The organism is Rhizobium sp. SG741, assembly GCF_012275435.1.
GTDB classification, from domain to species: domain Bacteria; phylum Pseudomonadota; class Alphaproteobacteria; order Rhizobiales; family Rhizobiaceae; genus Rhizobium; species Rhizobium lusitanum.
This window is the reverse complement of record NZ_JAAZQP010000001.1, coordinates 159,229-181,876: the sequence shown is the minus strand read 5'-3', so window position 1 is coordinate 181,876 and position 22,648 is coordinate 159,229. Positions and strand designations below refer to the sequence as shown.

22 protein-coding genes are annotated in these 22,648 nt (G+C 61.3%); 9 read left to right on the top strand and 13 right to left on the bottom strand.

Annotation, left to right across the window (positions count from 1 at the left end; all coding sequences use genetic code 11):
• Positions 1-19 precede the first annotated feature (19 nt).
• Together FHT29_RS00980 and odc2 are read right to left on the bottom strand one after the other, a co-directional pair.
• A complete protein-coding gene (locus FHT29_RS00980) occupies positions 20-610 on the bottom strand; it encodes an N-acetyltransferase (RefSeq protein ID WP_168595335.1) in 591 nt (196 codons plus the stop codon).
• 96 nt (positions 611-706) lie between these two features.
• Positions 707-1,840, bottom strand: coding sequence for an ornithine/lysine decarboxylase (gene odc2 / locus FHT29_RS00975; protein ID WP_037196325.1), 1,134 nt, complete (start codon positions 1,838-1,840; stop codon positions 707-709).
• 528 nt (positions 1,841-2,368) lie between these two features.
• Here odc2 and FHT29_RS00970 point away from each other — a divergent pair.
• The 3 genes from FHT29_RS00970 to FHT29_RS00960 all read left to right on the top strand — a co-directional run bounded on the left by FHT29_RS00970 (position 2,369) and on the right by FHT29_RS00960 (position 5,121).
• Positions 2,369-3,262, top strand: coding sequence for a LysR family transcriptional regulator (locus tag FHT29_RS00970; RefSeq protein WP_037196324.1), 894 nt, complete (start codon positions 2,369-2,371; stop codon positions 3,260-3,262).
• 90 nt (positions 3,263-3,352) lie between these two features.
• The gene (locus tag FHT29_RS00965) at positions 3,353-4,012 is read left to right on the top strand and encodes a DUF1007 family protein (protein ID WP_168599008.1); all 660 of its coding nucleotides are present in this window, start codon (positions 3,353-3,355) and stop codon (positions 4,010-4,012) included.
• The gene (locus tag FHT29_RS00960; RefSeq protein WP_168599007.1) at positions 4,006-5,121 is read left to right on the top strand and encodes a nickel/cobalt transporter; all 1,116 of its coding nucleotides are present in this window, start codon (positions 4,006-4,008) and stop codon (positions 5,119-5,121) included. Before FHT29_RS00965 ends, FHT29_RS00960 begins: the two co-directional genes overlap by 7 nt.
• A 12-nt stretch (positions 5,122-5,133) precedes the next feature.
• Here the strand turns inward: FHT29_RS00960 and FHT29_RS00955 are convergent, their stop codons facing one another.
• The 3 genes from FHT29_RS00955 to FHT29_RS00945 all read right to left on the bottom strand — a co-directional run bounded on the left by FHT29_RS00955 (position 5,134) and on the right by FHT29_RS00945 (position 7,015).
• Positions 5,134-5,349: a hypothetical protein gene (locus FHT29_RS00955; protein WP_034505356.1), complete on the bottom strand. Its 216-nt coding sequence runs from the start codon at positions 5,347-5,349 to the stop codon at positions 5,134-5,136.
• 183 nt (positions 5,350-5,532) lie between these two features.
• Entirely contained in the window at positions 5,533-6,246 is a 714-nt protein-coding gene (locus FHT29_RS00950; RefSeq protein WP_047555298.1) for a tellurite resistance TerB family protein, read from the bottom strand.
• Positions 6,247-6,376: 130 nt separating this feature from the next.
• The gene (locus tag FHT29_RS00945) at positions 6,377-7,015 is read right to left on the bottom strand and encodes a 2-dehydro-3-deoxy-phosphogluconate aldolase (protein ID WP_037196320.1); all 639 of its coding nucleotides are present in this window, start codon (positions 7,013-7,015) and stop codon (positions 6,377-6,379) included.
• A 159-nt stretch (positions 7,016-7,174) separates the two neighbouring features.
• Between FHT29_RS00945 and FHT29_RS00940 the strand changes: the two genes are divergently transcribed.
• From FHT29_RS00940 to FHT29_RS00930, 3 genes are all read left to right on the top strand, one after another.
• On the top strand, positions 7,175-7,660 hold the full coding sequence (locus FHT29_RS00940; protein ID WP_037196580.1) for a CYTH domain-containing protein: 486 nt from the start codon (positions 7,175-7,177) through the stop codon (positions 7,658-7,660).
• Positions 7,638-8,549: a CHAD domain-containing protein gene (locus tag FHT29_RS00935; protein WP_037196319.1), complete on the top strand. Its 912-nt coding sequence runs from the start codon at positions 7,638-7,640 to the stop codon at positions 8,547-8,549. Before FHT29_RS00940 ends, FHT29_RS00935 begins: the two co-directional genes overlap by 23 nt.
• Positions 8,550-8,637: 88 nt before the next feature.
• A complete protein-coding gene (locus tag FHT29_RS00930; protein WP_047555297.1) occupies positions 8,638-9,582 on the top strand; it encodes a rhodanese-related sulfurtransferase in 945 nt (314 codons plus the stop codon).
• A 5-nt stretch (positions 9,583-9,587) separates the two neighbouring features.
• Here FHT29_RS00930 and FHT29_RS00925 read toward each other — a convergent pair whose 3' ends face one another.
• The 3 genes from FHT29_RS00925 to FHT29_RS00915 all read right to left on the bottom strand — a co-directional run bounded on the left by FHT29_RS00925 (position 9,588) and on the right by FHT29_RS00915 (position 13,996).
• Complete coding sequence (locus tag FHT29_RS00925; protein ID WP_047555296.1) at positions 9,588-11,801, bottom strand: EAL domain-containing protein; 2,214 nt, start codon at positions 11,799-11,801, stop codon at positions 9,588-9,590.
• Positions 11,802-11,911: 110 nt separating this feature from the next.
• The gene (locus FHT29_RS00920; RefSeq protein WP_047555295.1) at positions 11,912-12,460 is read right to left on the bottom strand and encodes an NADPH-dependent FMN reductase; all 549 of its coding nucleotides are present in this window, start codon (positions 12,458-12,460) and stop codon (positions 11,912-11,914) included.
• Between the two features lie 162 nt (positions 12,461-12,622).
• The gene (locus tag FHT29_RS00915; protein ID WP_047555294.1) at positions 12,623-13,996 is read right to left on the bottom strand and encodes a GH1 family beta-glucosidase; all 1,374 of its coding nucleotides are present in this window, start codon (positions 13,994-13,996) and stop codon (positions 12,623-12,625) included.
• Positions 13,997-14,255: 259 nt separating this feature from the next.
• Between FHT29_RS00915 and FHT29_RS00910 the strand changes: the two genes are divergently transcribed.
• Complete coding sequence (locus tag FHT29_RS00910) at positions 14,256-14,660, top strand: DoxX family protein (RefSeq protein ID WP_037196311.1); 405 nt, start codon at positions 14,256-14,258, stop codon at positions 14,658-14,660.
• Between the two features lie 60 nt (positions 14,661-14,720).
• Here the strand turns inward: FHT29_RS00910 and FHT29_RS00905 are convergent, their stop codons facing one another.
• The 5 genes from FHT29_RS00905 to FHT29_RS00885 form a co-directional block, all read right to left on the bottom strand.
• A complete protein-coding gene (locus FHT29_RS00905; protein WP_047555293.1) occupies positions 14,721-15,908 on the bottom strand; it encodes a Gfo/Idh/MocA family oxidoreductase in 1,188 nt (395 codons plus the stop codon).
• Positions 15,909-16,135: 227 nt separating this feature from the next.
• Positions 16,136-17,188: a sugar phosphate isomerase/epimerase gene (locus FHT29_RS00900; protein WP_047555292.1), complete on the bottom strand. Its 1,053-nt coding sequence runs from the start codon at positions 17,186-17,188 to the stop codon at positions 16,136-16,138.
• Positions 17,189-17,446: 258 nt separating this feature from the next.
• Positions 17,447-18,394 (bottom strand): substrate-binding domain-containing protein, encoded by a 948-nt coding sequence (locus FHT29_RS00895; RefSeq protein ID WP_037196308.1) that lies wholly within the window; start codon positions 18,392-18,394, stop codon positions 17,447-17,449.
• 65 nt (positions 18,395-18,459) lie between these two features.
• Positions 18,460-19,473 (bottom strand): ABC transporter permease, encoded by a 1,014-nt coding sequence (locus FHT29_RS00890; protein WP_037196579.1) that lies wholly within the window; start codon positions 19,471-19,473, stop codon positions 18,460-18,462.
• Between the two features lie 61 nt (positions 19,474-19,534).
• A complete protein-coding gene (locus tag FHT29_RS00885; RefSeq protein ID WP_047555291.1) occupies positions 19,535-21,058 on the bottom strand; it encodes a sugar ABC transporter ATP-binding protein in 1,524 nt (507 codons plus the stop codon).
• Positions 21,059-21,225: 167 nt separating this feature from the next.
• Here FHT29_RS00885 and FHT29_RS00880 point away from each other — a divergent pair, with 167 nt between their 5' ends.
• Positions 21,226-22,251: a LacI family DNA-binding transcriptional regulator gene (locus tag FHT29_RS00880; protein WP_047555290.1), complete on the top strand. Its 1,026-nt coding sequence runs from the start codon at positions 21,226-21,228 to the stop codon at positions 22,249-22,251.
• Between the two features lie 12 nt (positions 22,252-22,263).
• Complete coding sequence (locus FHT29_RS00875) at positions 22,264-22,620, top strand: VOC family protein (protein ID WP_047555289.1); 357 nt, start codon at positions 22,264-22,266, stop codon at positions 22,618-22,620.
• Positions 22,621-22,648: the final 28 nt, after the last annotated feature.

Sequence of the window (22,648 nt, the reverse complement as noted above, 5' to 3'; positions counted from 1 at the left end):
GCGAGGCAGCCTCGGCGTCTCAGGCGGCCCTTGCGACAGGCGGCTGGGCCAGCTTGCGACCGCTGGCGACGATCATGCCGGCAGCGCCGTTGAGCCAGCCTTCCTTGAGTTCAAGAGCGAGGAAGCGCTCGCGCTGGAACGGGCCTGGCATCACCAGATGGCGGGTCTTTTCGGCAAAGAAGCCGAAACGCTCGTAATAGGGTGCATCGCCGACGAGCAGGATGGCGCCATGGCCGCGCTTCTTGGCTTCCAGGATGGCGGCGCGCATCAGCGCCGAGCCCATACCCTTGCCTTCATACGCAGGATCGACGGCCAGCGGACCGAGCAGCAGCGCATCGACCGGACGGGTCTCGCGATCGACGCCAGCTTCGACGTTCCATAGGCGAACCGTGCCGATGACGTGGCCGGTGCGATCGCGCGCGACCAGTGCCAGACCTTCGGCCGGAACGCGGCCCCGGCGCAGCTTTTCCGACGACTTCTTGCGGCGGTCGGCGCCCATGGCGCGATCGAGCAGATTTTCGCGAGCAACGACGTCGCCTGCGTTTTCCAGGTCGAGTGTGAAAGTAGTGGGCGCAAAGAATGCGCGGACAGAATCAAGAACAGCGGCCATCTCGGCCTCCCGTTGCCCAATACCGTTATCAGCGGTGGTGACAAATAATTGTGAGGGTGCCGCCCCGGCTGATTACGGGGTCGGCAAAGTCAGACCTTAGATGATGTAGGCCTTCAGCGGATCGAAACCGTTGAACGCCACAGCCGAATAGGTCGTGGTGTAGGCGCCGGTGCCTTCGATCAGGACCTCGTCGCCGATGGTGAGCGTCACCGGCAGCGGATAGAGGTTCTTCTCGTAGAGCACGTCAGCGGAGTCGCAGGTCGGGCCGGCGATGACGCAGGCTTCCATCTCGTCGCCGTCGCGCTCGGTGCGGATCGGGTAGCGGATCGCCTCGTCCATGGTTTCGGCGAGACCGCCGAACTTGCCGATGTCGAGGAAGACCCAGCGAGCGGCATCATTGTCCGACTTCTTCGAAATCAGGACGACTTCAGCCTTGATCACGCCGGCATTGCCGACCATGCCGCGGCCCGGCTCGATGATCGTGTGCGGGATCTGGTTGCCAAAATGGGCGCGCAGAGACGCAAAGATCGCCTTGCCATAGGCTTCGGCAGACGGAACGTCGCGCAGATACTTGGTCGGGAAACCGCCGCCCATGTTGACCATCTGCAGGTGGATGCCCTGCTTGGCCAGCGAGACGAAGACGCGCTTGGCATCGGCAAGAGCCGCATCCCAGGCATCGACCTTGGTCATCTGCGAGCCGACGTGGAAAGACACGCCGTAGGATTCCAGACCCAGCTGATGGGCATAGACGAGCACGTCGACAGCCATCTGCGGGACGCAGCCGAACTTGCGCGACAGCGGCCATTCGGCGCCTTCGCCATCCGTCAGGACGCGGCAGAACACACGGGCGCCGGGAGCGGCACGCGAAATCTTCTCGACTTCCTCGTGGCTGTCGACGGCGAAGAGGCTAATGCCGAGCGCATGCGCACGGGCGATATCGCGCTCCTTCTTGATCGTGTTGCCGAAGGAGATGCGGGCAGCGGTCGCGCCGGCGTCGAGCGCCATTTCGATTTCGGCGACGGACGCGCAATCGAAGTTGGAACCGAGGCTTGCGAGCAGGCGCAGCACTTCCGGAGCCGGGTTGGCCTTGACGGCATAGTAGATGGCGCTGTCCGGCATGGCATGACGAAAGGCACGAAAATTGTCGCGGACGACATCGAGATCAACCACCAGGCAGGGACCGTCCGGACGTCGGGTAGCGAGAAAGTCGCGAATACGTTGCGTGGTCATGTCAATTCCCTTTCAATTCCAATAGCTCCGGGGAAAACCCAGAGGACAAAGGGCGACGCTCATTCGCTCAGGAACCAGCCGGTGGAGACCCCGGTACCGTGCAAATGCGCGAAGCGCGGATGATGAACGAGTGCCGCAAGCGGCGCTAATTCGCTTTGTCTGCCATGGATTGGAGGGATTATCCCAACCGCACTTCCGGCAATGAAGGTGTGCCTCTTCAGTAACCCCGGCTGATGGAAAGCCGGGAGAGAACAAAAAGGCCCGCACCGTCGTTGCTTTAGATGTCCTCGCATTTTTCGGTTGGCCGAAATAGCGACTGGAGGGGTTAGTTCCAGGTACCTTACCGATTTTCTCACCACATCGAGGATCGGCGGACACCCACGGGCACGTGCGACTTTGGGCTGATCGGGAAATAGGTATATTCGCCGTCATAATCAAGAAAATTTTTCACCCGCGTCCTAAAAAAATAATTGAACAAACCGGCGGGTTTTGTTCAACATCCGGCAACAATTAACGGGAGACTTCACCATGGACACGTTGACCCGGATTCGCGCCTTTATCGACGTGGTCGAAGCCGAAGGATTTTCAGCGGCCGCGCGCAAGACCGGCCGCTCCAAGGCGCTTCTCTCCAAATATGTCCGTGAGCTCGAAGACGAGCTCGGGGCGCTGCTGCTCAACCGCACCACCCGCCAATTCTCCATGACCGAAGCCGGCCACACATATTATCGCACCGCCTCCGACATCCTGAAGGAGATCGACAATCTCGCCGACCTCGTTCGCGAGAACAACCAGCAGCTCAAGGGACGGCTGCGCGTCTCGGTGCCGCGCACCTTCGTCGATGCCGAGGTCGGGCAATCACTGATCGATTTCGCCAAGGAAAATCCCGACCTGGCACTGGAAATCGCCGCCGACGACCGTTTCGTGGATCTGATCGAGGAAGGCTTCGATGTGGCCGTCCGCATCACCAAGCTTGAGGATTCCGGCATGATCGCCCGCAAGATCTCGGATTTCCGCGTCCATCTCTGCGCAACCCAGGAATTCCTCGATCGCTATCCGGCCTTGGAGCACCCGACCGATCTTGCACGAGTGCCTTTCATCATCGACAGCAACAACCGTTCGCAAGGCAATATTCGCTTCGTCGATGCCGACAGTACCACCTTCAACGTCGCCATCACCGGCACGCTCGAGGTCAACAGTCCGCATGCGACTTTGCGAGCTGCCCTGAACAGTCTCGGCGTTGCCGTCGTTCCGGATTTCATCGGTCGCAAGGCGATCGAAAGCGGCCAATTGTTGACGCTGTTCAACGATTATCTTCCGACCGATCGCGGCATCTATGCGGTCTATCCGCATCGCCGCTATCTCCCGGCCAAGGTGCGTATGTTTGTGGACTACCTGCATAACTGGTTCCGCAAGAACGGCTGAGCGGCGCAGACGGGCCGTCCGGTCCCAATTCCGTCTTATTTTCTGACCAGAAGTCGAAGTGAATCAATGCTCGCGAAACATATCGGACGCATGAGAAAATCCACGATTATCCACACTGCCGCCCTCGCGGGGGGTCTGCTGCTCGCGCCCGCCGTGGTGTCGGCGCATCCGCATATTTTCGTGGAAGCGCGCCTGGAGGTTCTGGCCGGGCCGGACGGCAACGTGCAGGAATTGCGCAACGTCTGGCGCTTCGATGAGGTGTTCTCCTCCTCCGTGCTGATGGACTTTGACAAGAACACCAATCTGAAGCTCGATCCCGACGAGCTGAAGGAAGTCGGCAAGACGGTGCGCGATTCCCTCGCCGAGTACGAGTATTACACGAACCTGACGCTTAACGGCAAAACGATCAAGGTGGCCAAGCCTGACGTCATCAATGTCGATTATCGCGATGGTCAGCTTCTCATGTTCTTCGCCGTCAAGCCGTCCGAGCCGATGCCGCTGACGAAGGGCAACAAGCTCAGCTTCGGCATCTACGACCCGACGCTCTACACATCGATCGACTTCCCGAACGACAAGGAACTGGTGACGGAGGGCGACGCCTTCAAAAGCTGCACGCACCAGATCGTCCGCCCCAATCCGGACGAAGTCATCGCCGAAAACAGGACGACATTGACGGATGCCTTCTTCAACGATCCGACGGGAACGACCATGTCGAAGCTCTTCGCAACGCGGATAGACGTCCAATGCTGATTTCGAAACCATGGCGGTTGCTTCCAGTGGCAATGCTTGCCCTTCTCGCGGCAGCGGGGCTTGCGCATGCCACGGGATCCCCGCTGGGCATCGGCACGGCCGAACCGAGCTTCCAGCCGACGGGCGGCCCGCTGGCGCCCATCTTCCTTTATGTGAATTACGAGCAGCAGGCTTTCTACCGGGCTCTCACCAAATCGATCGAAGCGATGCGCCAGGACCCCTGGCAGCTCTGGACGCTGATCGGTCTCTCCTTTGCTTATGGCATCTTCCACGCAGCCGGCCCCGGCCACGGCAAGGCGGTCATCTCCTCCTACATGGTCGCCAATGAAATCGAGCTGAAGCGCGGCGTCGCCATCTCGTTCGTCTCCGCGCTGATCCAGGGCGTCGTCGCAGTCCTCGTGGTCGGAGCCGCTTATTTCGTCCTGCGCGGCTCCGGCATCACCATGACGATGGCCACCAACGCCATGGAGATCGCGAGCTTCGTCATGGTCATCCTGTTCGGCGGCTGGCTTCTGTTTCGCAAGCTGCGCACGATGATCCGGAACAGGGCACAGTACCGCAAGGTCCAGCTGGCGACCTCCGCGGGCCCGATCGGCCTGGCGCTTTTCGAAGACGCCGCAACCGGCACGGGCCCCGCCAGAAGCCTTTCCCGCAGCCGCGCAGCTGCCATGCCTGCCGCCGACGGCTATCAATGCTATGACCCCGCTCACGCGACAGGCGACGGCGCCTTCTGCGAGACCTGTGGCCATGCGCATCTTCCCGATCCAAAAATGCTGTCGAACGAGCAGTTCAGCGCCCGTGAAGCCGTGTCGGCGATCATCGCTGTGGGTTTGCGGCCTTGCTCCGGCGCGCTGCTGGTCATGACCTTTTCGATGCTGAACGGTCTCTATCTCGGCGGGCTGCTATCGGTGCTCGCCATGTCGATCGGCACGGCGCTCACCGTCTCGCTGCTTGCGATCATCGCCGTTTTCGCGAAGGGTACCGCCGTGCGTTTCACCGGCCGCGGTTCGAAGCTTTCGACATGGGTCGGCGATGGCATCGAAATTTTCGGTGCCTTGCTGGTCATCTGCACCGGCGTCATCCTCCTCGGCGCCTCGTTGCAGACCTGACGGGAACCGAACCTACAGGCCCTTGCGCCTTTGATAGCGAGCCCTGAGCCAGAACACGAAGAAGAAGGCCAGGATGACCAATACGCCGAAGCCGGTGCCGAGCCATGGCGAAATCGTTCCGAGCCAGACGATGACGTTCGGCATGAGATAGAGCACGGCTGTTGCGACCAGCAGAATAATACCGGCGGCGATCGCCGCCGAACGGGTGTCGCTTTTTCTGTCCGTCAAATCGCCGATCCCTAGCGCGCCGTGAAATGTTTCGGCGAAGGCTTAGGCCAGCCGCCGATGAAAGGCAACGGTCCCCAGAGCAATTCCAGCAAAAGTGCGCTGCGGCTTTCCGTCCGAAATTGCGTAAAAACAATAGCATAGAGCGGTAAAGCGATCCCATGAAACGCTTTACCGCGCTGTCCGTCAGAGTTGCACTTTGGCGCCCGCAACCGTCGCCTCGATATGATCGACCAGCGCATCGGCCAGGCCGAGCCGCCCGGCAAGCAGATCGAGATAGCCGCGCTCGGCCCTGGAATCCGGCTCGATTGCGAGGCGCGAGGCCGTGTAGACCTGCACTCGCTGCTCCTCGGTCTGCGCCGAGGCGACGATGGCGTCGAGATCGACGGGGTTGGCAAGCTCGCGCTGGAAGAAGGCTTCCGCCTCGGAGCCGACGCCGGCCTCCTGCACCTTGCCGAGAATGCGCTGACGCTCCGCGTCATCGATATGGCCATCAGCGCGGGCAGCTGCGATCATTGCCCGGACCAGGGAGAGCGCAAAATCATTGCTCGCGACTGCAGGTGCAGTGCTGAAGCCGGAGTTCGACGGCGGCGGCAGGAATTGCGGCTCGGCCTGCGGAACCGATTGCGGCGCCGGCTGCGGCTGATTGCCGTCCCTATAATTCTTGTAGGCCTGATAGCCGAGCCCGGCGATAGCGGCGAGGCCGCCGAGTGCCAGCGCATTGCCGGCGACCTGGCGCCCGGTTTTCGTGCCGAGCAGCACGCCTGCGATGGCGCTGGTCGCCATCGGGTTATCCCTGGCGAGATTGATTGCCTGGGTTGCCTTGTCTTTCACGCTTCCTTGCATTCCTGGAACCTGCGACCCCAGGAATTGGTCAAGAAGCTTGCGGGCGTCGATCATCTGAATGGTCCTCCGTCCTTTTGATGGTGAAAGGGAGATAGGAAGCGCAACCGCAAATACAAATCCGCGACAAAGAAAAAGGCGCGCATGAAGCCATGCACGCCTTTGAAATCGATGGGAGAGAAATCGTTCAGCCCTTGAGGGCTGCGGCCTCGGCTGCGAGCTTGGTGATCCCGGCCCAATCGCCGGCCATAACCAGCTCTTTCGGCGCGACCCACGAGCCGCCGACGCAGATGACGTTCGGCAGCGACAGATAATCATGCGCGTTCTTCAGCGAGACGCCGCCGGTCGGGCAGAAGAGCGTGCCTGATAGCGGCGAGGACAGAGCCTTGAGATAGGCGGCACCGCCGGCCTGTTCGGCCGGGAAGAACTTCAGCACCGTGTAGCCCTCCTCGCGCAGGGCCATGACCTCGCTTGCCGTGGCAGCGCCCGGCAGCAGCGGCACATGCGAGGCGCGGGCGGCATCGAGAAGCTCCTGCGTCGTGCCGGGGCTGACGATGAACTTGGAACCGGCTTCGACGGCCGCGTCCCACTGGGCGACGTTCAGGATCGTGCCGGCACCGACTTCGGCGCCCTCCACCTCTTCGGCGACGGCGCGGATGGCGTCGAGCGCGCCGGCGGTCCGCAGCGTGATCTCGATTGCCTTCAGGCCGCCGGCAACCAGCGCCCGGGCAAGCGGAACGGCCGATTTCGCATCATCGACGATCAGCACGGGAACGACCGGCTGCAATTTCAGAACGGAAAGAAGCTTCTTGGTTTTCTCGCCCATGGTCGGTGCGCTCCCTTAAAACGATTGAAATCCGGCCTTCGAATAGCCTTCCCGAAGGTGCTTGTCGAGACAAAAGCCCGCGTTAGATACGACGGGTAGGAAATCGCCAGAACTTGCTATAGTCTACTCTGATCTGTGCCGGTGGAGCATGTCAAACGCATGGCAAAAGAGATCGAGCGGAAGTTTCTGGTGCGCGGCGATCACTGGCGTGATTTCGTCTCCGAGAAGCTTATCCTGAGACAAGGCTATATCGCCTCCATGGACGATCGTTCAGTGCGCATAAGGCTGACGAACGACAAAACGGCGACCCTGACGATCAAGATCGGCAGGTCGTTGACGCGTGACGAATTCGAGTATGAAATCCCTATCCCCGACGCGGAGGAATTGCTGGGAACGGCAATCGGTCTTGTCATCGAGAAGACCCGCCACAAGGTGCCTTTCAAGGGATTTGTCTGGGAAGTGGATGTCTTCCGCGGCGCCCATCGCGGCCTTGTGATCGCTGAGGTCGAGATGGAGGACGAAAGCGATGCTCCGGAACTGCCGGACTGGATCGGCCGCGAGGTGACCGGCGAATACCGCTATTCCAACCAGGCCCTCGCGACGCAGTTCGAACAGGAATACGATGAGCTATCGCATACGGCCTGACCGGCCCCTTGATGACGAGGTGCAAAGGGTCGCCGCGCATCAACTCGGCAAGGCGATGGCCGTCCTGACGGACCGACCGCAAGGCCTGCACGAAGCAGTGCATGCCGCCCGCAAGAACATCAAGCGCGTGCGCGGCCTTTATCGATTGATCGCCCCGCGCGCGCGCGAATTTCAGCAGCAGGAGAATGACAGGCTTCGGGACATGGCCCGTACGCTCTCAGGCGTGCGTGACGCCACGGCACTGATCGAGGTCAGCCACTATCTGCAGGCGACTGCGACGTCCGAGGACGAGCTTCACGCACTCGCTCGCGTCACCGAGGTCCTGACAACCCGGCGTGACCGCTTGTCAGAGGCAGAGACCGACCTTGAGGACAAGGCACAGGCGGCAATCGCCACCTGTGGCGAAGCGATCCAGGCGCTGAAAGGTGCCTCCTTCGAGAGCGGCCGGCGCGACACCGCCCGCCTTTTCCAGAAAAGCTGGCGCAGGAACGGCGACAAGGCCATGCAGGCACTCTCCGAATGCCAGGGCGAAGCTGCCCATGCGGAGAGCTTTCACGACCTGCGCAAACGCAGCCAGGACTGCTGGATGCACCATATGCTGCTGCGGGATGTCTGGCCGGCGGCCATGCATGCCAAGCAACTCGAGGCCAAGGCATTGGTCGACGTACTCGGCCGCTATCTCGACCTGTCGATATTATCCGGCGTCGCGGACCGCGAGCCGCATCTTTTCAATGGAAGCGACGACCGCGCACGTTTGCTGGAAGCGATCATCTCCCGTCAGCAGACTGCTCGCGAGGAAGCGCTGAACAGGGGCCGCTGGGTCTTTGCCGACAAGCCGGAGCGCGAGGCGCGAACGATCAAGCGACTTTGGCTAGAGATGGCGGAATGAAGCACTTGCCGCGACATTATGCCGATCACGCAGGGCTTCCGCGTAAATCCTGATTGCCTGGTGACGCACAAAATTGTATTTCCCCCGCATGACAGACATCCTTTCCAGCCCACGGCATGAGGCGACCGGCGCATTCCTCGTTGCGGCGCTCTACCATTTCGTTTCCTTTCCGCGCTTCGAAAGCCTGCAGGAGCCGCTGCTTGCGCTCTGCGAGGCAAACCGCGTCAAGGGCACGCTGCTGCTCGCGCACGAGGGGATCAACGGCACCATCGCCGGCACGGACGCCGCCATCGGCACCGTGCTCGGCTTCCTGCGGGCGCAGCCGGAATTTTCCGGCCTGGAGCACAAGGAAAGCCGTGCGTCGAAAATGCCTTTCGTGCGCATGAAGGTGAAACTCAAGAAGGAGATCGTCACCATGGGCGTCGAGGATATCGACCCCACCAGGGTCGTCGGCACCTATATCGCGCCGAAGGACTGGAACGCGCTGATCTCCGATCCCGATACCATCGTCATCGATACCCGCAACGATTACGAGACGGCCATCGGCGTCTTCAAGGGCGCGGTCGACCCGAAGACGAAGACTTTCCGCGAATTCCCCGAATGGGTGCGCCAGAATGCCGGCCTGCACAACAAGCCGAAGATCGCCATGTACTGCACCGGCGGCATCCGCTGCGAAAAGGCGACCGCCTTCATGAAACAGCAGGGTTTCGACGAGGTGTTCCATCTCAAGGGCGGCATCCTGAAGTATCTGGAGGAAGTGCCGCCGGAAGAGAGCCTGTGGGAAGGCGCATGCTTCGTCTTCGACGAACGCGTCTCCGTCGAGCATGGCCTGAAAGAGGGCAATCACAAGCTCTGTCACGCCTGCCGCCAGCCGATCACCGCGGAAGAAGTGACATCGCCCTTCTACGAAGCGGGCGTCTCCTGCAGCCATTGCTATCATGAGCGCAGCGAGGAAGATCGCGAGCGCTATCGCGAAAGGCAGCGGCAGATCGCGCTCGCCCGCAAGCGCGGGCAGGAGCATATCGGCGGCTGACGATCTCAGGCGGCGGCGACACGCTCTTCATCGAGGACAGTCGCCATCTGCGCGGCAAGGCGCTTACTGATTTCGGCCTCCGGCATAGGCTTTCCGTAGAAATAGCCCTGCAACTCGTCGCAGCCGAAGCCCTGCAGCGCCCATCCCTGCTCTTCCGTCTCGATGCCTTCGGCGGTGACGGGAATGTCGAGCGAGCGGGCCAGCGCCACCGTCGCCTGCAACATCTCGCGGGCGCTGCTGTCCTCCAGTATATTCATCGTCATCGAGCGATCGATCTTGATGCGATCGAAACCGAATTGGCGCAGATAGCCGATGGAGGAAAAACCGGATCCGAAGTCGTCGAGGGCCACCTTGACGCCAAGCGCTTTCAGCCGCTCGATCGACCGGCGGGTGCGCTCCGGATTTTGAATGATGTAGCCCTCGGTGATCTCTAGCGTAACGCGATCGGCTTCGATGGCCGCGCTGTTCAGAACGTTGCGAACATAGTCGGCGAATGCGGGATTGCGGAATTGCCCCGGCGAGACGTTGACGGCGATCCGCAGGTCCGGCCAGCGCCGTGCCGCCTCGCAGGCCTTGCGCAGGACCAGCAGCCCCAGCGCCTCGATCAAGCCGCTGGTTTCGGCAACGGGAACGAAGTCATCGGGCGGAACCGGCCCATGACCGGGCCGGTTCCATCGCACGAGCGCCTCGACACCGATCATGTGGCAGCTCGACGCATCCACCAGCGGCTGATAGGCGACGGTCAGCTCCTCCATTTCGATCGCGCGGCGCAGATCGAGCTCCAGGGCGTTGCGTTCCTCGCGATGGGCGTCCATGGCCGTCTCATAACAGGTCATGCGGGCACGGCCGGCTTCCTTGGCCTTGTACATGGCAAGGTCGGCGCGACGCACCAGCTCCTCGCGGTCGATCCGACCTTCCGGTGAGCTGGCGATACCGATGCTGGCACCGACCACCACCACCCGCCGGCCGATTTCCAAAGGCTCCGAAAGAAAATCCAGTACCTGTTCCGCCAGCCGCAGCGCCGGCGCATCGTTGAGCTCCCGGGTCGGAAAGGCAATGGCGAATTCATCGCCGCCGAGCCGCGCCAGTGCCGCATGGGGCGGAACGAGGACGCCCAGGCCTGCAGCCACAGCGCGAATGAGCTGATCGCCGGTGCCATGCCCATAGGAATCGTTGATTTCCTTGAAGCCGTCGAGATCGAGATAGAGAAGCAGAACATTGCCGCCGTCGCCGCGCGCCTGCTCGACCAGGCGGTCCACATCGAGGCGCAGCCCTTCGCGATTGAGAAGGCCGCTCAAGCGATCCCGAAGAGAGCCCTGTCGCGCCTGGACTTCCTCCGCGCGCAACCGGCGCCCCGCCAGCGATCCCAGAATGAGCAGCACGACGAAGAACAGCCCGACCAGACCGAGCGCGCCGAGCACCAGCGGACGGACCTGCTGATAACTGAGGTCACCCGGTTGGCGCGAATTCCAGATCAGCCGTCCCAGCGACATGCCGAGCGGATCGACTATGGAAACGGCATAGCGCACGACGGTATCCGGCGGCACCAGCTTGAGACCGCTGATGACATAGGTATTGGACAGCATCGTGATCCTGGCGGCATCGAGATAACGCACGAGGATCAGGTAGCGCCGCTGGCCTTCGGGCACGGGAATACGGCCGGATCTTTCCCGGATCGTCGCGGCCGCGGCAGCGGCAATGCCGTTGCTGGTCATGATATAGCCGCCCGCTTCGGGCACTCCGGTCACACGCGTCATCCGGGCCTGGTCGACCAGAGCCCAAACGGCGGTGCCGAGAATGCCCTCGATTCCCTCCGTCACCAACTCCCCATCGTGATAGGCGACGATCGGCTTGTTGTTGTCATCGACGATGACGGCGATATCGAACAGGGCGCCATTGGAGGATATGTCGCCGTAATTGCCGGCGATCCAGCCTTGCTCGTCCTTCCCGTAGATACTTCTCGCGGCATCATTGCGCGCCGAGTGATCGTGCAGCGTCGCCTCGAGCTGTCCTTGAAAAGTCTTGAGGGCGCCGACCGTCGTTTCCCAGGAACGTTCGTCATCCAGCTTATTGGAGTAATCGGCGACGCGACCGATCGCGGTAAGCACCATCAGGGTCACTACGGCAACGACTACTGCGAAAGAAATCAAAACGGCCGTCACGATGGAATGACGACCGATGTGCGTACCTCGCCCAAATGACTGTAAAATTGCGCCCAACGCCTTTTCTCCTTGGCATGGAAGTCTGCCGTCAGGTCTTCAACAAACGGTTAAGGCGAGTTCGAGATCCCTACAGGACGGAGTTATATGTCTGCCGCTGGCGATGGAATTCACGCCTCTGTGCAAATCGCCTCCGCGAAACGGCTGAGACTGGCCTGCAACAGGCCGCTTTCGCGCGCCTGCGACAGAATTGCCGCCTGCGCCTCATCGCCCTTGCCAGCGATCGGTAAACGCAAAAAGGCATCCGACACGATGCGTAGCGACATGGTCTGCAGCACGTCGGCAAGTTGTTCCAGCACAAGGTCGCCGCGATGAGAGGCATGCGCGAACATCAGCGGCTTGAACGGCACCTCGTCGCGCGACACCAGCCAGTCCAGCGCATTCTTGAATCCGCCGGGAATGCCATGGGCATATTCGGGGCAGGAGACGATCAAGCCATCGGCTTCGCTGATCTTCCCGGCGAATTTTGCGACGACAGGCGGCGTCCTCTCGCCCTCGTCATCCGGATTGAAGATCGGCAGGCCGGCGATCAGATCGCAGATTTCGATGGTGATGCCCTCGGGGCATGCGAGCCGCAGGGCTTCCAGCAGCCGACGGCTGGCCGAAGCCTGCCGCTGGCTGCCGCAGAGTGCATAAAGGAAAAGCGGAGGCGAGCTCATGCGCTAGACCTAACAGGCTCCACCGATTCGGACGATAGCTATCCCCCTTGAGGGGGAGGGTCGGACCAGAGGTCAGGGGTGGGCTGACCATTGCGGACACCGGAGGTCACCCCCACCCGCGCGTTCCGTGCGACCTCCCCCCAAGGGGGAGGCAGAACCGCATCAATCCGCCTTGTGGTTGCCCTTCGGGAATTGGGCGGCGAGCTCTCGGTACCATTTGCCGCTTTTCTTCACCGTGCGCACCTGCGTCTCGTAATCGACATGCACAAGGCCGAAGCGCATGCGATAACCCTCAGCCCATTCGAAATTGTCCATCAGGCTCCAGGCGAAATAGCCGCGCATCGGATAGCCGTCCTTGATGAGATCGGCGACGATACCGAGATGCTCGATGTAGTAATCGAGACGCGGCTGATCATCGACCTCGCCTTTGACGATCCCCATGTTGTAGCAGGCGCCGTTCTCGGTGATGTAGCACTCCGGCAGCTCGTAGCGCTTGTTGAGATCCTCGACGACGTGCTTCAGGCCCGGCGCGTAGATTTCCCAGCCGATATCGGTCTTCACGTCGCTGACCGGCGGCGCTTCCTTCGTCCACGGGAAATCGCCGCTCTTGGAAGCGTCGTCGAAGACGCGCATCGGCATGTAGTAATTCAGGCCCCACCAATCGAGCTTCTGGTTGATGGTCTTGAGGTCGCCATCCTCGATGACAGGCATGCGGTCGCCGAGCGCCCCGACGAAATCCTTCGGATACTCGCCCTTGAAGATCGGATCGAAGAAGGCGCCGTTGTGGAACTGATGGGCGCGCTCGACCGCAGCCAGATCTTCGGGACGGTCAGAACCCGGCAGGATAGAGGCTGCGTTGAGCACGATACCAACAGGCACCTTCGGCGCCACGGAACGGATCGCCTCCACGCCGAGACCGTGGGCCAGGTTCATATAGTGCATGGCGTAGAGTGCCGCCTGCATGTTGCGCTCGCCCGGCGCATGGACGCCGTAGAGGTGGCTCAGCCAGACGATGCACCACGGCTCGTTGAAGGTGGCGACGGAATCCAGACGGTCGCCGAGGCGTGCCATGACGGTCTTGGCGTAGCGCTGGAAGGCATGCGCGGTCGACCGCGCCGTCCAGCCGCCGTCGCCGGCAAGCGTCAGCGGCAGATCCCAATGATAGAGCGTTGCGAAGGTCTTGATACCGCGGGCCTTGCAGCCGTCGACGAGACGATCGTAGAAGTCGAGGCCTGCCTCGTTCACCGGGCCGGTGCCGTCGGGGATGATGCGCGGCCAGGCGATCGAGAAGCGATAGGCTTCGACGCCCATCTCCTTGATCAGATCGAGATCCTGCTCCAGCCGGTTATAGTGATCGCAGGCGACATCGCCATTCTGGCGCTGAAAGACGCGGCCGGGCATGTTGGCGAAGGCGTCCCATATCGAGGGCTTGCGGCCATCCGCCTTGGTGGCGCCTTCGATCTGGAAAGCGGCGGTGGCGACGCCGAACGTGAAATCGCCGGGGAAGCGATCGGCAAGAAGCTTCGGATCGATCATGATGAAAATCCCGTCTGTTATAGGCTTCGTTGGCTGCGGTTTAGCCAAGCCGCGTGACAAAGTACAGTGCCGATATCAAAGAGCTGCAACGTTACAGACCCTGAAAATGCGAGCCGGCTACCGGTTTTTCGGAAGATTGCTCCGACTGGCGCCAGAGCCTTTCGGGTGGTCCGATAACATCAATGTCAACAGTCGTGACTTGTGTTTTCGACCTGGATCAATTGAGGGTAGCAGTCATTTCCCAAACGGAAGGACCGAAATGCTCCCTGTGCTCCACTCTCTCCACCCTTATCTGCTGAGCCTCCTGCGCATCGTCTCGTCGCTCGTGCTGTTCAGCTATGGAACGCAGAAGATCCTGCATTTTCCCGCCGCTCAAAACGTGCCATCCGCCTGGTCCTTGCCGTGGATTGCCGGTCTGCTCGAGCTTGTCCTCGGCTTTCTCGTTCTGATCGGCTTCCAGACACGGATCGCTTCCTTCGTGCTGTCAGGCCTGATGGCTTTCGCTTATTTCCTGCGCCATGCGCCGCAGAGCTTCTATCCCGCGCAAAACGGCGGCGTCTCCGCCATTCTCTTCTGCTTCATTTTCCTGTTTCTCGTCGGCGCCGGCAGCGGCCCGTTCAGTGTCGACGCGCTGACAAAGCGCAAGCAGGAACTTGCCGCCTGAACTGCGATTTCTCCATGAGTTCGAGGCGGCCTACGCCGCCTCGAACAAGAAGCTCGAACCCTACAGCTTGATCCAGGCGCCATTGCGCTTCGAGGAGGCAACGCAAGCCTCGACGAAAGCAACACCCTTCACGCCGTCATCGACGGTCGGATAGATCACGGCGGGATCGACGGCCACACCCTTCTTGCGGGCGTTGATGGCGCGCGCCGCCTCGGTGTAGATCGTGGCGAAGGCTTCGAGATAGCCTTCCGGATGGCCGGACGGGATACGCGAAACACGGGCCGCAGCAGCTCCCGAGCCGGCGCCATTGCGGGTAATCAGCCGCTTCTGCTCGCCGAACGGCGTGTACCAGAGATAGTTCGGATCCGCCTGCGTCCATTCGAGGCCGCCCTTGGTGCCATAGACCCGGAGCTTCAGGCCGTTCTCATGGCCCGGCGCCACCTGGCTGCACCAGAGCATGCCCTTGGCCGGCTTTTCCGAACCCTTGGCCTTAAAACGCAGCAGCAGATGGGCATTATCATCTAGACGTCGGCCTTCGACGAAGCTGTCGAGATCGGCAGCAAGGCTGTCGAGTTCCAGGCCGGTGACGAAGGAGGCGAGATTATAGGCATGCGTGCCGATATCGCCGGTGGAACCGCCAGCACCGGACTGCGAGGGATCGGTGCGCCAGGCCGCCTGCTTCTGGCCCGACTGCTCGATATTCTCCGTCAGCCAGTCCTGCGGATATTCCGCCTGCACGATGCGGATATCGCCGAGCTCGCCATTGGCGATCATCTCGCGCGCCTGCCGGATCATCGGATAGCCGGTGTAGTTGTGCGTGAGGATGAAGAGCGCGCCGCTCTCGTCGGCCACCTTCTTCAGCTTCTTGGCATCGGCAAGATTGGATGTCAGGGGCTTGTCGCAGATGACGTGGATGCCGCGCCTCAGGAATTCCTTGGCAGCATCGTAATGGACATGGTTCGGCGTCACGATCGAAACAGCCTCGATGCCGTTCTTCAGCTTGGCTTCGCGGATCGCCATGTCACGATAGCTGGAATAGGTGCGGGTCGGATCCAGCCCGAGATCGCGCCCGGAAGCAATGGCCTTTTCCGGCGAGGACGACAGCGCGCCGGCGACGAGATCGAACTGATCGTCAATGCGTGCGGCGATGCGGTGCACCGCGCCGATGAAGGCGCCAGCCCCTCCGCCCACCATGCCAAGCCGAATGCGCGGCTCCCGCGTCTGTTCCGATGATCCTTCGATTGCCATAAGGCTCCTCCTCAATGAAATGAATTGTTTGAACACGATCGCTTGCCGCAATCGTCCCCTCTCCCCGCCTGCGGGGAGAGGGTTAGGGTGAGGGGCTACCGCGGGTCCGGCAAACTCTGCCGTCGCGATGGATATCGAAAAGGCCCCTCATCCGTCCTCTCTCGGCTTCGCCCCACTCAACCGTTCGAGTCCACCTTCTCCCCGCTTTGCAGGGCGAACGGGCTTGATTACAGCCCCAACATGCGCCGGTTGGCTGCCTGATCCGTGCCGCTGCCGGCGAAGTCGTCGAAGGCCTTCTCGGTCACCCGGATGATATGTGCCTTGACGAACTCGGCGCCTTCGCGTGCGCCGTCCTCGGGATGCTTCAGTGCGCATTCCCATTCGACCACGGCCCAGCCGTCGAAATTGTTGGCGGTCATCTTCGAGAAAACAGCGCCGAAATCGACCTGGCCATCGCCGAGCGAACGGAAGCGGCCAGCGCGCTCGACCCAGCCCTGATAGCCGCCATAAACACCCTGACGTCCGGTCGGATTGAATTCCGCGTCCTTGACGTGGAACATCTTGATCCGGTCCTTGTAGATGTCGATGTTGTCGAGATAGTCGAGGCACTGCAGGACGTAGTGCGAGGGGTCATAGAGCATGTTGGCGCGCGGATGGTTCTTCACGCGCTCCAGGAACATCTCGAAGGTGATGCCGTCATGCAGGTCTTCACCGGGATGGATTTCGTAGCAGACGTCGACGCCGTTTTCGTCGGCATGGTTGAGGATCGGCGTCCAGCGGCGGGCAAGCTCTTCGAAAGCGGTTTCGACGAGACCGGCCGGGCGCTGCGGCCAGGGATAGATGAAGGGCCAGGCGAGCGCGCCTGAGAAGGTGGCGTGCGCCTTGATGCCGAGATGCTTCGAGGCCGTCAGCGCCATCTTCACCTGCTCGACAGCCCATTCCTGCCGCGCCTTGGGATTGCCGCGCACCTCCGGCGCCGCAAAGCCGTCGAAAGCCTCGTCATAGGCCGGGTGGACAGCGACGAGCTGGCCTTGCAGATGGGTCGAAAGCTCCGTCACTTCGACGCCGTTCGAACGGGCAACGCCGGCGAATTCGTCGCAATAGTCCTTGGATGTGGCCGCCTTCTTCAGGTCGATGAGCTGGCCGGCCCAGGTCGGAACCTGTACGCCGATATAGCCGGCATCGGCCGCCCATTTGGTGATCGAATCCCATGAGTTGAACGGCGCCGCATCGCCTGCGAACTGGCCGAGAAACAGGCCGGGGCCCTTGATCGTCTTCATCCGTAATTCCTCCCTAATCGCGTTCTGTAAACGTTTCCGAAGCCTTTCGAACCTCTATTCGAGGTGGTTTTGACACCGTTACCTCAAAAAACATAGGGTCGTTTGGCTGAAAGTCGAATGCCTCGTGACCTAATCACGGCCCGCCGCCGACGGCAAGAGGTACGTGCCGCAAAAATCGCCGCCCAGTGCGAAACGAAGCGGCAGCTGCATAGAAAACGCCCGCCGGAACCGGCGGGCGCATCCGTTCAAATCAACCGATCAGAAGGGTGAATCGGCGAAGTAGAAATCCTTGGCATTGTCCTTGGTGACCAGGGTCGCATCCAGGATGTAATTGCCGCGAACCGGAACCTGATTGTAGAAGTTGGCGGCGGTCAGCTCCATGGCCGTCCCGACCATTGCCGGTGGGTAAAGCACGTCGACCGGGATCAGCTTGTCGCCGTCCATGACCTTCTTGACCATGTCCTTCGAGCCGGCGCCGGCGATGACATACTTGATGTCGGTGCGCTTGGCCTGATCGATCGCCTGCAGCACGCCGACGGCCATGTCGTCATCCTGGCACCAGACCACGTCGATCTTCGGGAACTTCGTCAGATAATCCTGCATGACCTTGAAGGCGTCGTCTCGATTCCAGTTGCCGTATTGGCGGTCGAGAACCTTGACGTTCGAGCCGGCAATACCCTTGTCGAAACCGTCCTGGCGCTGCTGATCGATCGGGATCGGCAGACCGCGGATGACGACGACCTGAGCGTCCGGCGTATTCTTCTTGATATATTCGCCGGCGGTCTGGCCGAGCGCCGGATTGTTGCCGGCGACATAGAGGTCGCGGACGGAATTGTCGTTGTTGCTCGGCGCACGGTCGACAAGCGTCACGAACTTGCCCTTGTCCTTCACTTCCTTGATGGCGTTGACGAGAGGATCAGGGTCCGAAGGCAGGATCACGAGCGCATCGATGCCCTGGGTCTCAAGGTCCTGCACGGCATTCGCCTGGCTTGCCGCATCCGGCGAGGTCTTGACGATGACGGTGAGCCCCGGATGCTCCGCCATCAGCAGCTTGGCGACACGCTCGGCATGAAAGACGACGCCCGAGGTCCAGCCATGATCCGCCGCCGGAATGGAAACGCCGATCGTCACCTTCTTGTCCTCGGCATGCACCGTGCCGGCCAGAGCGGCGAGCACGACGGCCAGACCAATTAGTCTTTTACGCATGATTTATCCTCCCAGATAGAAACAGGGCCTTGTCCTGATGACCGGGCGCCCCTTGACCCGGTTATTCATGATTTGCGAGCAAGCGAGCGCTGAACCAGCATGGCGATGATGATGATCGCGCCCTGGATGGCACTCAGCAGATACTCGCTGATGAAATTGGAAAGCAGCATGATATTGCCGACCAGCTCGAGGATGAAGGCGCCGCAGATCGTACCCCACACCCTGCCCGCACCGCCCTTCAGCGCCGTGCCGCCCACGACGACGGCGGTGATCGCCTGCAACTCCCAGAGGATACCCGTCGTTGCCGAGGTGGAGCCAAGCCGTGGCACGTAGAGAAGCACGGCAATCGCCACACACAGACCCTGGATAACGAAGGCGACGGTGCGGACGCGATTGACCGCCACGCCGGAATAACGCGCAACGTCGCGGCTGGAGCCGACGGCGATGACATGCCGCCCGTAACGGGTGCGATAAAGAATGAAGGCCGCGACGCAGGTGACGACAAGGATGACCACGATCGGCACCGGCACACCGAGAACGGAGCCGTAATAGGCGGGCTTGTAGAGCGCCTGCAGATTCGCCGGGCGCAAGGTGATCGCGCCGCCCTGCGACAGCCAGGTCGTCAAGCCGCGGTAGACGCCCATTGTGCCCAGGGTCGCGATGAAAGGTTCGATCTTGCCCATGGTCGTGATCAGGCCATTGGCCAGGCCGCACAGGACACCGGCGATGATCGAGAACAATACCGCGGCCGCCAACATCAGGCTGGGATCGGCGATGACGCCCGAGTTCATAAAGAGGATCATCAGGCTCGCGACGAAGGCGACCATCGCACCAACGGACAAATCGAGATCGCCGGCCGAAATGACGAAGGTTGCCCCCACCGCGATGATCGCAATAAAGGCGCATCTCGTCGCGACATTGGTAAGATTGGTCATGCCGATGAAATTCGGATTGACCAATGCGCCCACGATCAGAAGCAGCACCAGCGCCGCAAACGGTGCGACTGCCCGCAGATCGACATCCCGCCAGGATCGGCCCCGTCTGCCTGTCTTCTCGCCGCTATCCTCGCCCACGCTCATATCCAAAACCAACCTCCCGTCCCATTATTGCTGGGAATTCACCCATGCCTTCGCCGCCCGTTCAGGCGGCCGTCTTTTTCTTCAGGCCCGCCGCATACCGCATGATTTCCTGCTCGGAGATCTCTTCGCCCTCGAGCACGCCGACGATCCGGCCCTCTCGCATCACGGCAACCCTGGTGCACAGCCCGATGACCTCAGGCATCTCCGACGAAACCACGATGATCGAATGGCCGTCGCGCGCCAGCGCCGAAATGAAATGATAGATCTGCTGCTTCGTGCCGACGTCGATGCCGCGGGTCGGCTCGTCGATGATGATGATCTGCGGCTCGGTCTCCATGACCTTTGCCAGCAGCAGCTTCTGTTGATTGCCGCCTGACATGCGGCCGGCGACGATATTTCCATCGCGGACACGGATATCGAAGCGACGGCGCGCCCGCGCCAAGGCGTTCGCCTCGCTCGTGGCGCTGAGATAGCCGAACTTGCCGTGCCGATCGAGAGATTGCAGGGTAAGGTTCGCCGTCATGCCTGAGTTCAGAAGCAGGCCCTTGGATTTGCGGTCCTTGGTCATATAGGCAAGACCGGCGTCGATCGCGGCATGCACATCATGCGGCGGCACGGGGTGCCCATTGGCGATGACTTCACCGGCGGCACGCGAGCGCAGACCGACGATCGCCTCCATCAATTCGGTACGCCCGGATCCGATCATACCGGAAAAGCCGAGTATCTCGCCCTTGCGCAGCTCGAAGCTCGCATCGCGGACATAGCCCGTCGAAACGGAATTCACGGCGAGCACGACCTTCTCATCGACATCGGGCTCGTTCTTGGCAGGATAGAGGCTGGAGAGTTCGCGCCCAACCATCAATTGCGCAATCGATTCACCGTCGAGCAGTGAAGTCGGCGATGTCTTTACCCACTGGCCGTCGCGCAAGATCGTGACCCGGTCCGTCAATTCCATGACCTCGTCGAGCTTATGGGACACGAAGACGAAACTCGTCCCCTGGTCGCGGAGCTTGCGGACCTGCTTGAACAGGAAATTGGTTTCCTCCCGCGACAGCACGGCGGTCGGCTCGTCCATGAAGACGATCCTCGCGTCGCGGCTGATCGCCTTGGCGATCTCCACCATCTGCTTGTCGGCGATCGAAAGCGTGCCGATCAGGGCATTCTCGTCGACATGCGAACCGAGGAGATCAAGCACGCGCCGCGTCTCGGCGCGCATATGCTTGCGGTCGAGCACGCCGAAACGCGTGACCTCGCGGCCGAGAAACAGGCTCTCGGTCACGGTCAGATGTTCGGCGAGATTGAATTCCTGGTGGATGATGACGATGCCGAGCGCTTCGGCGGCGCCATTCGGCGGCAGCTTCACCGGCTGGCCGTCGAGCAGGATTTCGCCGGAGCTCGGCTGCTCGAAACCTGAGAGAACCTTGACCAGCGTCGACTTGCCGGCGCCGTTTTCGCCCATGAGCGCATGGATTTCGCCGGCGCGGAGATCGAAGTTGACGCTGAACAGCACCTGCACGCCGCTGAAGGATTTGCAGATTCGCCTCGCGGACAGCACAACTGCACCGTCGACGGCCTCCGAACTCATGGCTTCCTCCCTTGCGGCTCCACCCGCTTTCCATGCTATGTAAACCTTTACATATAACGTGTAAAGGTTTACATCTTTGGATATTGCACAATTTTTCGCGGTCGCCTTTGACCTCCACGGAAGTCTGTGTAGTGTCCGGTGCGAGACGAGACCCAAGGCAGAGCGCAGTGTCGAATTCCACGCCCGCAACCATCGAAGACGTCGCCCGAATTGCCAATGTTTCGATCGCAACGGTCTCGCGGGCAATCCATATGCCGGAGAAAGTCGCCAACTCGACGCGGCTGAAGGTCAACCAGGCGATCGCAGTCACCGGTTATACGACCAATGCCATGGCGCGCAGCCTTCGGCTCGGCCGCTCGAACATGATTCTGGTGGTCGCACCTGACATCGGCGACCCCAATTTCTCTAATATTCTCATCGGGCTGGAGAACGAGGCGCGTTCGCACGGCTACGGCATTCTGATCGGCCACACGCAGAACGATGCCCAGCGCGGGCTGGAATATCTGAAATTCCTGAATTCCAACCAGGCGGCGGGTCTGATCCTGTTCACCGGCATCCTGCCCTTCGGACATCAAACGATGACGGCACGGCTGCCGCCGAGCGTCGGCGTCTTCGAGCCGGTCTTCAATGGCGGCATCCCCTATGTCGGCGTCGACGACATCGCGGGAGCCCGCAAGGCCGTCGACCTCTTGATCGCCGAAGGCCACCGGAAGATCGCCTTCATCGGCGATTCCCGTACCCGCCTCGCCTACAGCCGGCGGCGCATGGGCTATGAGGCGGGGATGGATGCCGCTGATATCAGCGCCAATCTCCGCATCGTTTTCGAAGGCGACGGCACCATCGAGAGCGGCCGGCTGGCCGTCGAGCGGCTTTTCATGCGCGACACGCTGCCGACAGCCTTCATGTGCGTCAACGATCAGACTGCGATCGGCGTTATGATCGGCCTCAAGGCGCGCGGTTACGACATTCCCGGGGATTTTTCGGTGACCGGCTTCGACGACGTGCCGCAAGCCGTGTTCATGACGCCGTCGCTGACGACGATCCGCCAGCCGCGCACCGCCATCGGCAAGCATGCCATGGCGCTTCTCCTCGAACTCTTGTCCGACGGCCAGCCGGCCGAGACGGAAATTCTGCTCCGGCCGGATCTGGTGGTACGCAATTCGGTCTCGGCGCCGTCGCGTATCAGGCGATAGGAATGCGAAGCGATGCCGCTCGGCAGGATCACTCTTTATGTCCGCGATGTGGAGGCGACGATCGGCTTTTACGAGAGGCATTTTGGGTTCAAGCCGCTCCGGCAGGAGGGCGATCGGATTGTCGAGCTGCTGGCGCAGGATGGTGGCGCCAATCTGATGATCCATCTCGCAGGAAAGGCTCAAAAGATGGGCCAGGTGCTGGTGAAACTGGGCTTCGACGTGGAAGATGTCGAAGCCTTCCGCGCCAAATGCGCTGCCGAGGGACTTGAATTCGGACCTCTGCATCAGGCCGACGGCTATGTGTTCGCCAATGCCAAGGATCCCTCTGGAAATCCCATAGCTATTTCCAGCCGCGCATTCAGGCGGTAGCCCGAGAGGCGATGAGTGATCGCCTCTC

Coding starts and splice junctions, on each gene's coding strand:
- FHT29_RS00980 (WP_168595335.1), bottom strand. CDS start 610: ATGGCCGCTGTTCTTGATTCTGTCCGCGCATTCTTTGCGCCCACTACT.
- FHT29_RS00910 (WP_037196311.1), top strand. CDS start 14,256: ATGCTCCCTGTGCTCCACTCTCTCCACCCTTATCTGCTGAGCCTCCTG.
- FHT29_RS00885 (WP_047555291.1), bottom strand. CDS start 21,058: ATGAGTTCGGAGGCCGTCGACGGTGCAGTTGTGCTGTCCGCGAGGCGA.
- FHT29_RS00875 (WP_047555289.1), top strand. CDS start 22,264: ATGCCGCTCGGCAGGATCACTCTTTATGTCCGCGATGTGGAGGCGACG.
- FHT29_RS00930 (WP_047555297.1), top strand. CDS start 8,638: ATGACAGACATCCTTTCCAGCCCACGGCATGAGGCGACCGGCGCATTC.
- FHT29_RS00920 (WP_047555295.1), bottom strand. CDS start 12,460: ATGAGCTCGCCTCCGCTTTTCCTTTATGCACTCTGCGGCAGCCAGCGG.
- FHT29_RS00945 (WP_037196320.1), bottom strand. CDS start 7,015: ATGGGCGAGAAAACCAAGAAGCTTCTTTCCGTTCTGAAATTGCAGCCG.
- FHT29_RS00960 (WP_168599007.1), top strand. CDS start 4,006: ATGCTGATTTCGAAACCATGGCGGTTGCTTCCAGTGGCAATGCTTGCC.
- FHT29_RS00905 (WP_047555293.1), bottom strand. CDS start 15,908: ATGGCAATCGAAGGATCATCGGAACAGACGCGGGAGCCGCGCATTCGG.
- odc2 (WP_037196325.1), bottom strand. CDS start 1,840: ATGACCACGCAACGTATTCGCGACTTTCTCGCTACCCGACGTCCGGAC.
- FHT29_RS00900 (WP_047555292.1), bottom strand. CDS start 17,188: ATGAAGACGATCAAGGGCCCCGGCCTGTTTCTCGGCCAGTTCGCAGGC.
- FHT29_RS00935 (WP_037196319.1), top strand. CDS start 7,638: ATGAGCTATCGCATACGGCCTGACCGGCCCCTTGATGACGAGGTGCAA.
- FHT29_RS00970 (WP_037196324.1), top strand. CDS start 2,369: ATGGACACGTTGACCCGGATTCGCGCCTTTATCGACGTGGTCGAAGCC.
- FHT29_RS00965 (WP_168599008.1), top strand. CDS start 3,353: ATGAGAAAATCCACGATTATCCACACTGCCGCCCTCGCGGGGGGTCTG.
- FHT29_RS00915 (WP_047555294.1), bottom strand. CDS start 13,996: ATGATCGATCCGAAGCTTCTTGCCGATCGCTTCCCCGGCGATTTCACG.
- FHT29_RS00895 (WP_037196308.1), bottom strand. CDS start 18,394: ATGCGTAAAAGACTAATTGGTCTGGCCGTCGTGCTCGCCGCTCTGGCC.
- FHT29_RS00940 (WP_037196580.1), top strand. CDS start 7,175: ATGGCAAAAGAGATCGAGCGGAAGTTTCTGGTGCGCGGCGATCACTGG.
- FHT29_RS00890 (WP_037196579.1), bottom strand. CDS start 19,473: ATGAGCGTGGGCGAGGATAGCGGCGAGAAGACAGGCAGACGGGGCCGA.
- FHT29_RS00950 (WP_047555298.1), bottom strand. CDS start 6,246: ATGATCGACGCCCGCAAGCTTCTTGACCAATTCCTGGGGTCGCAGGTT.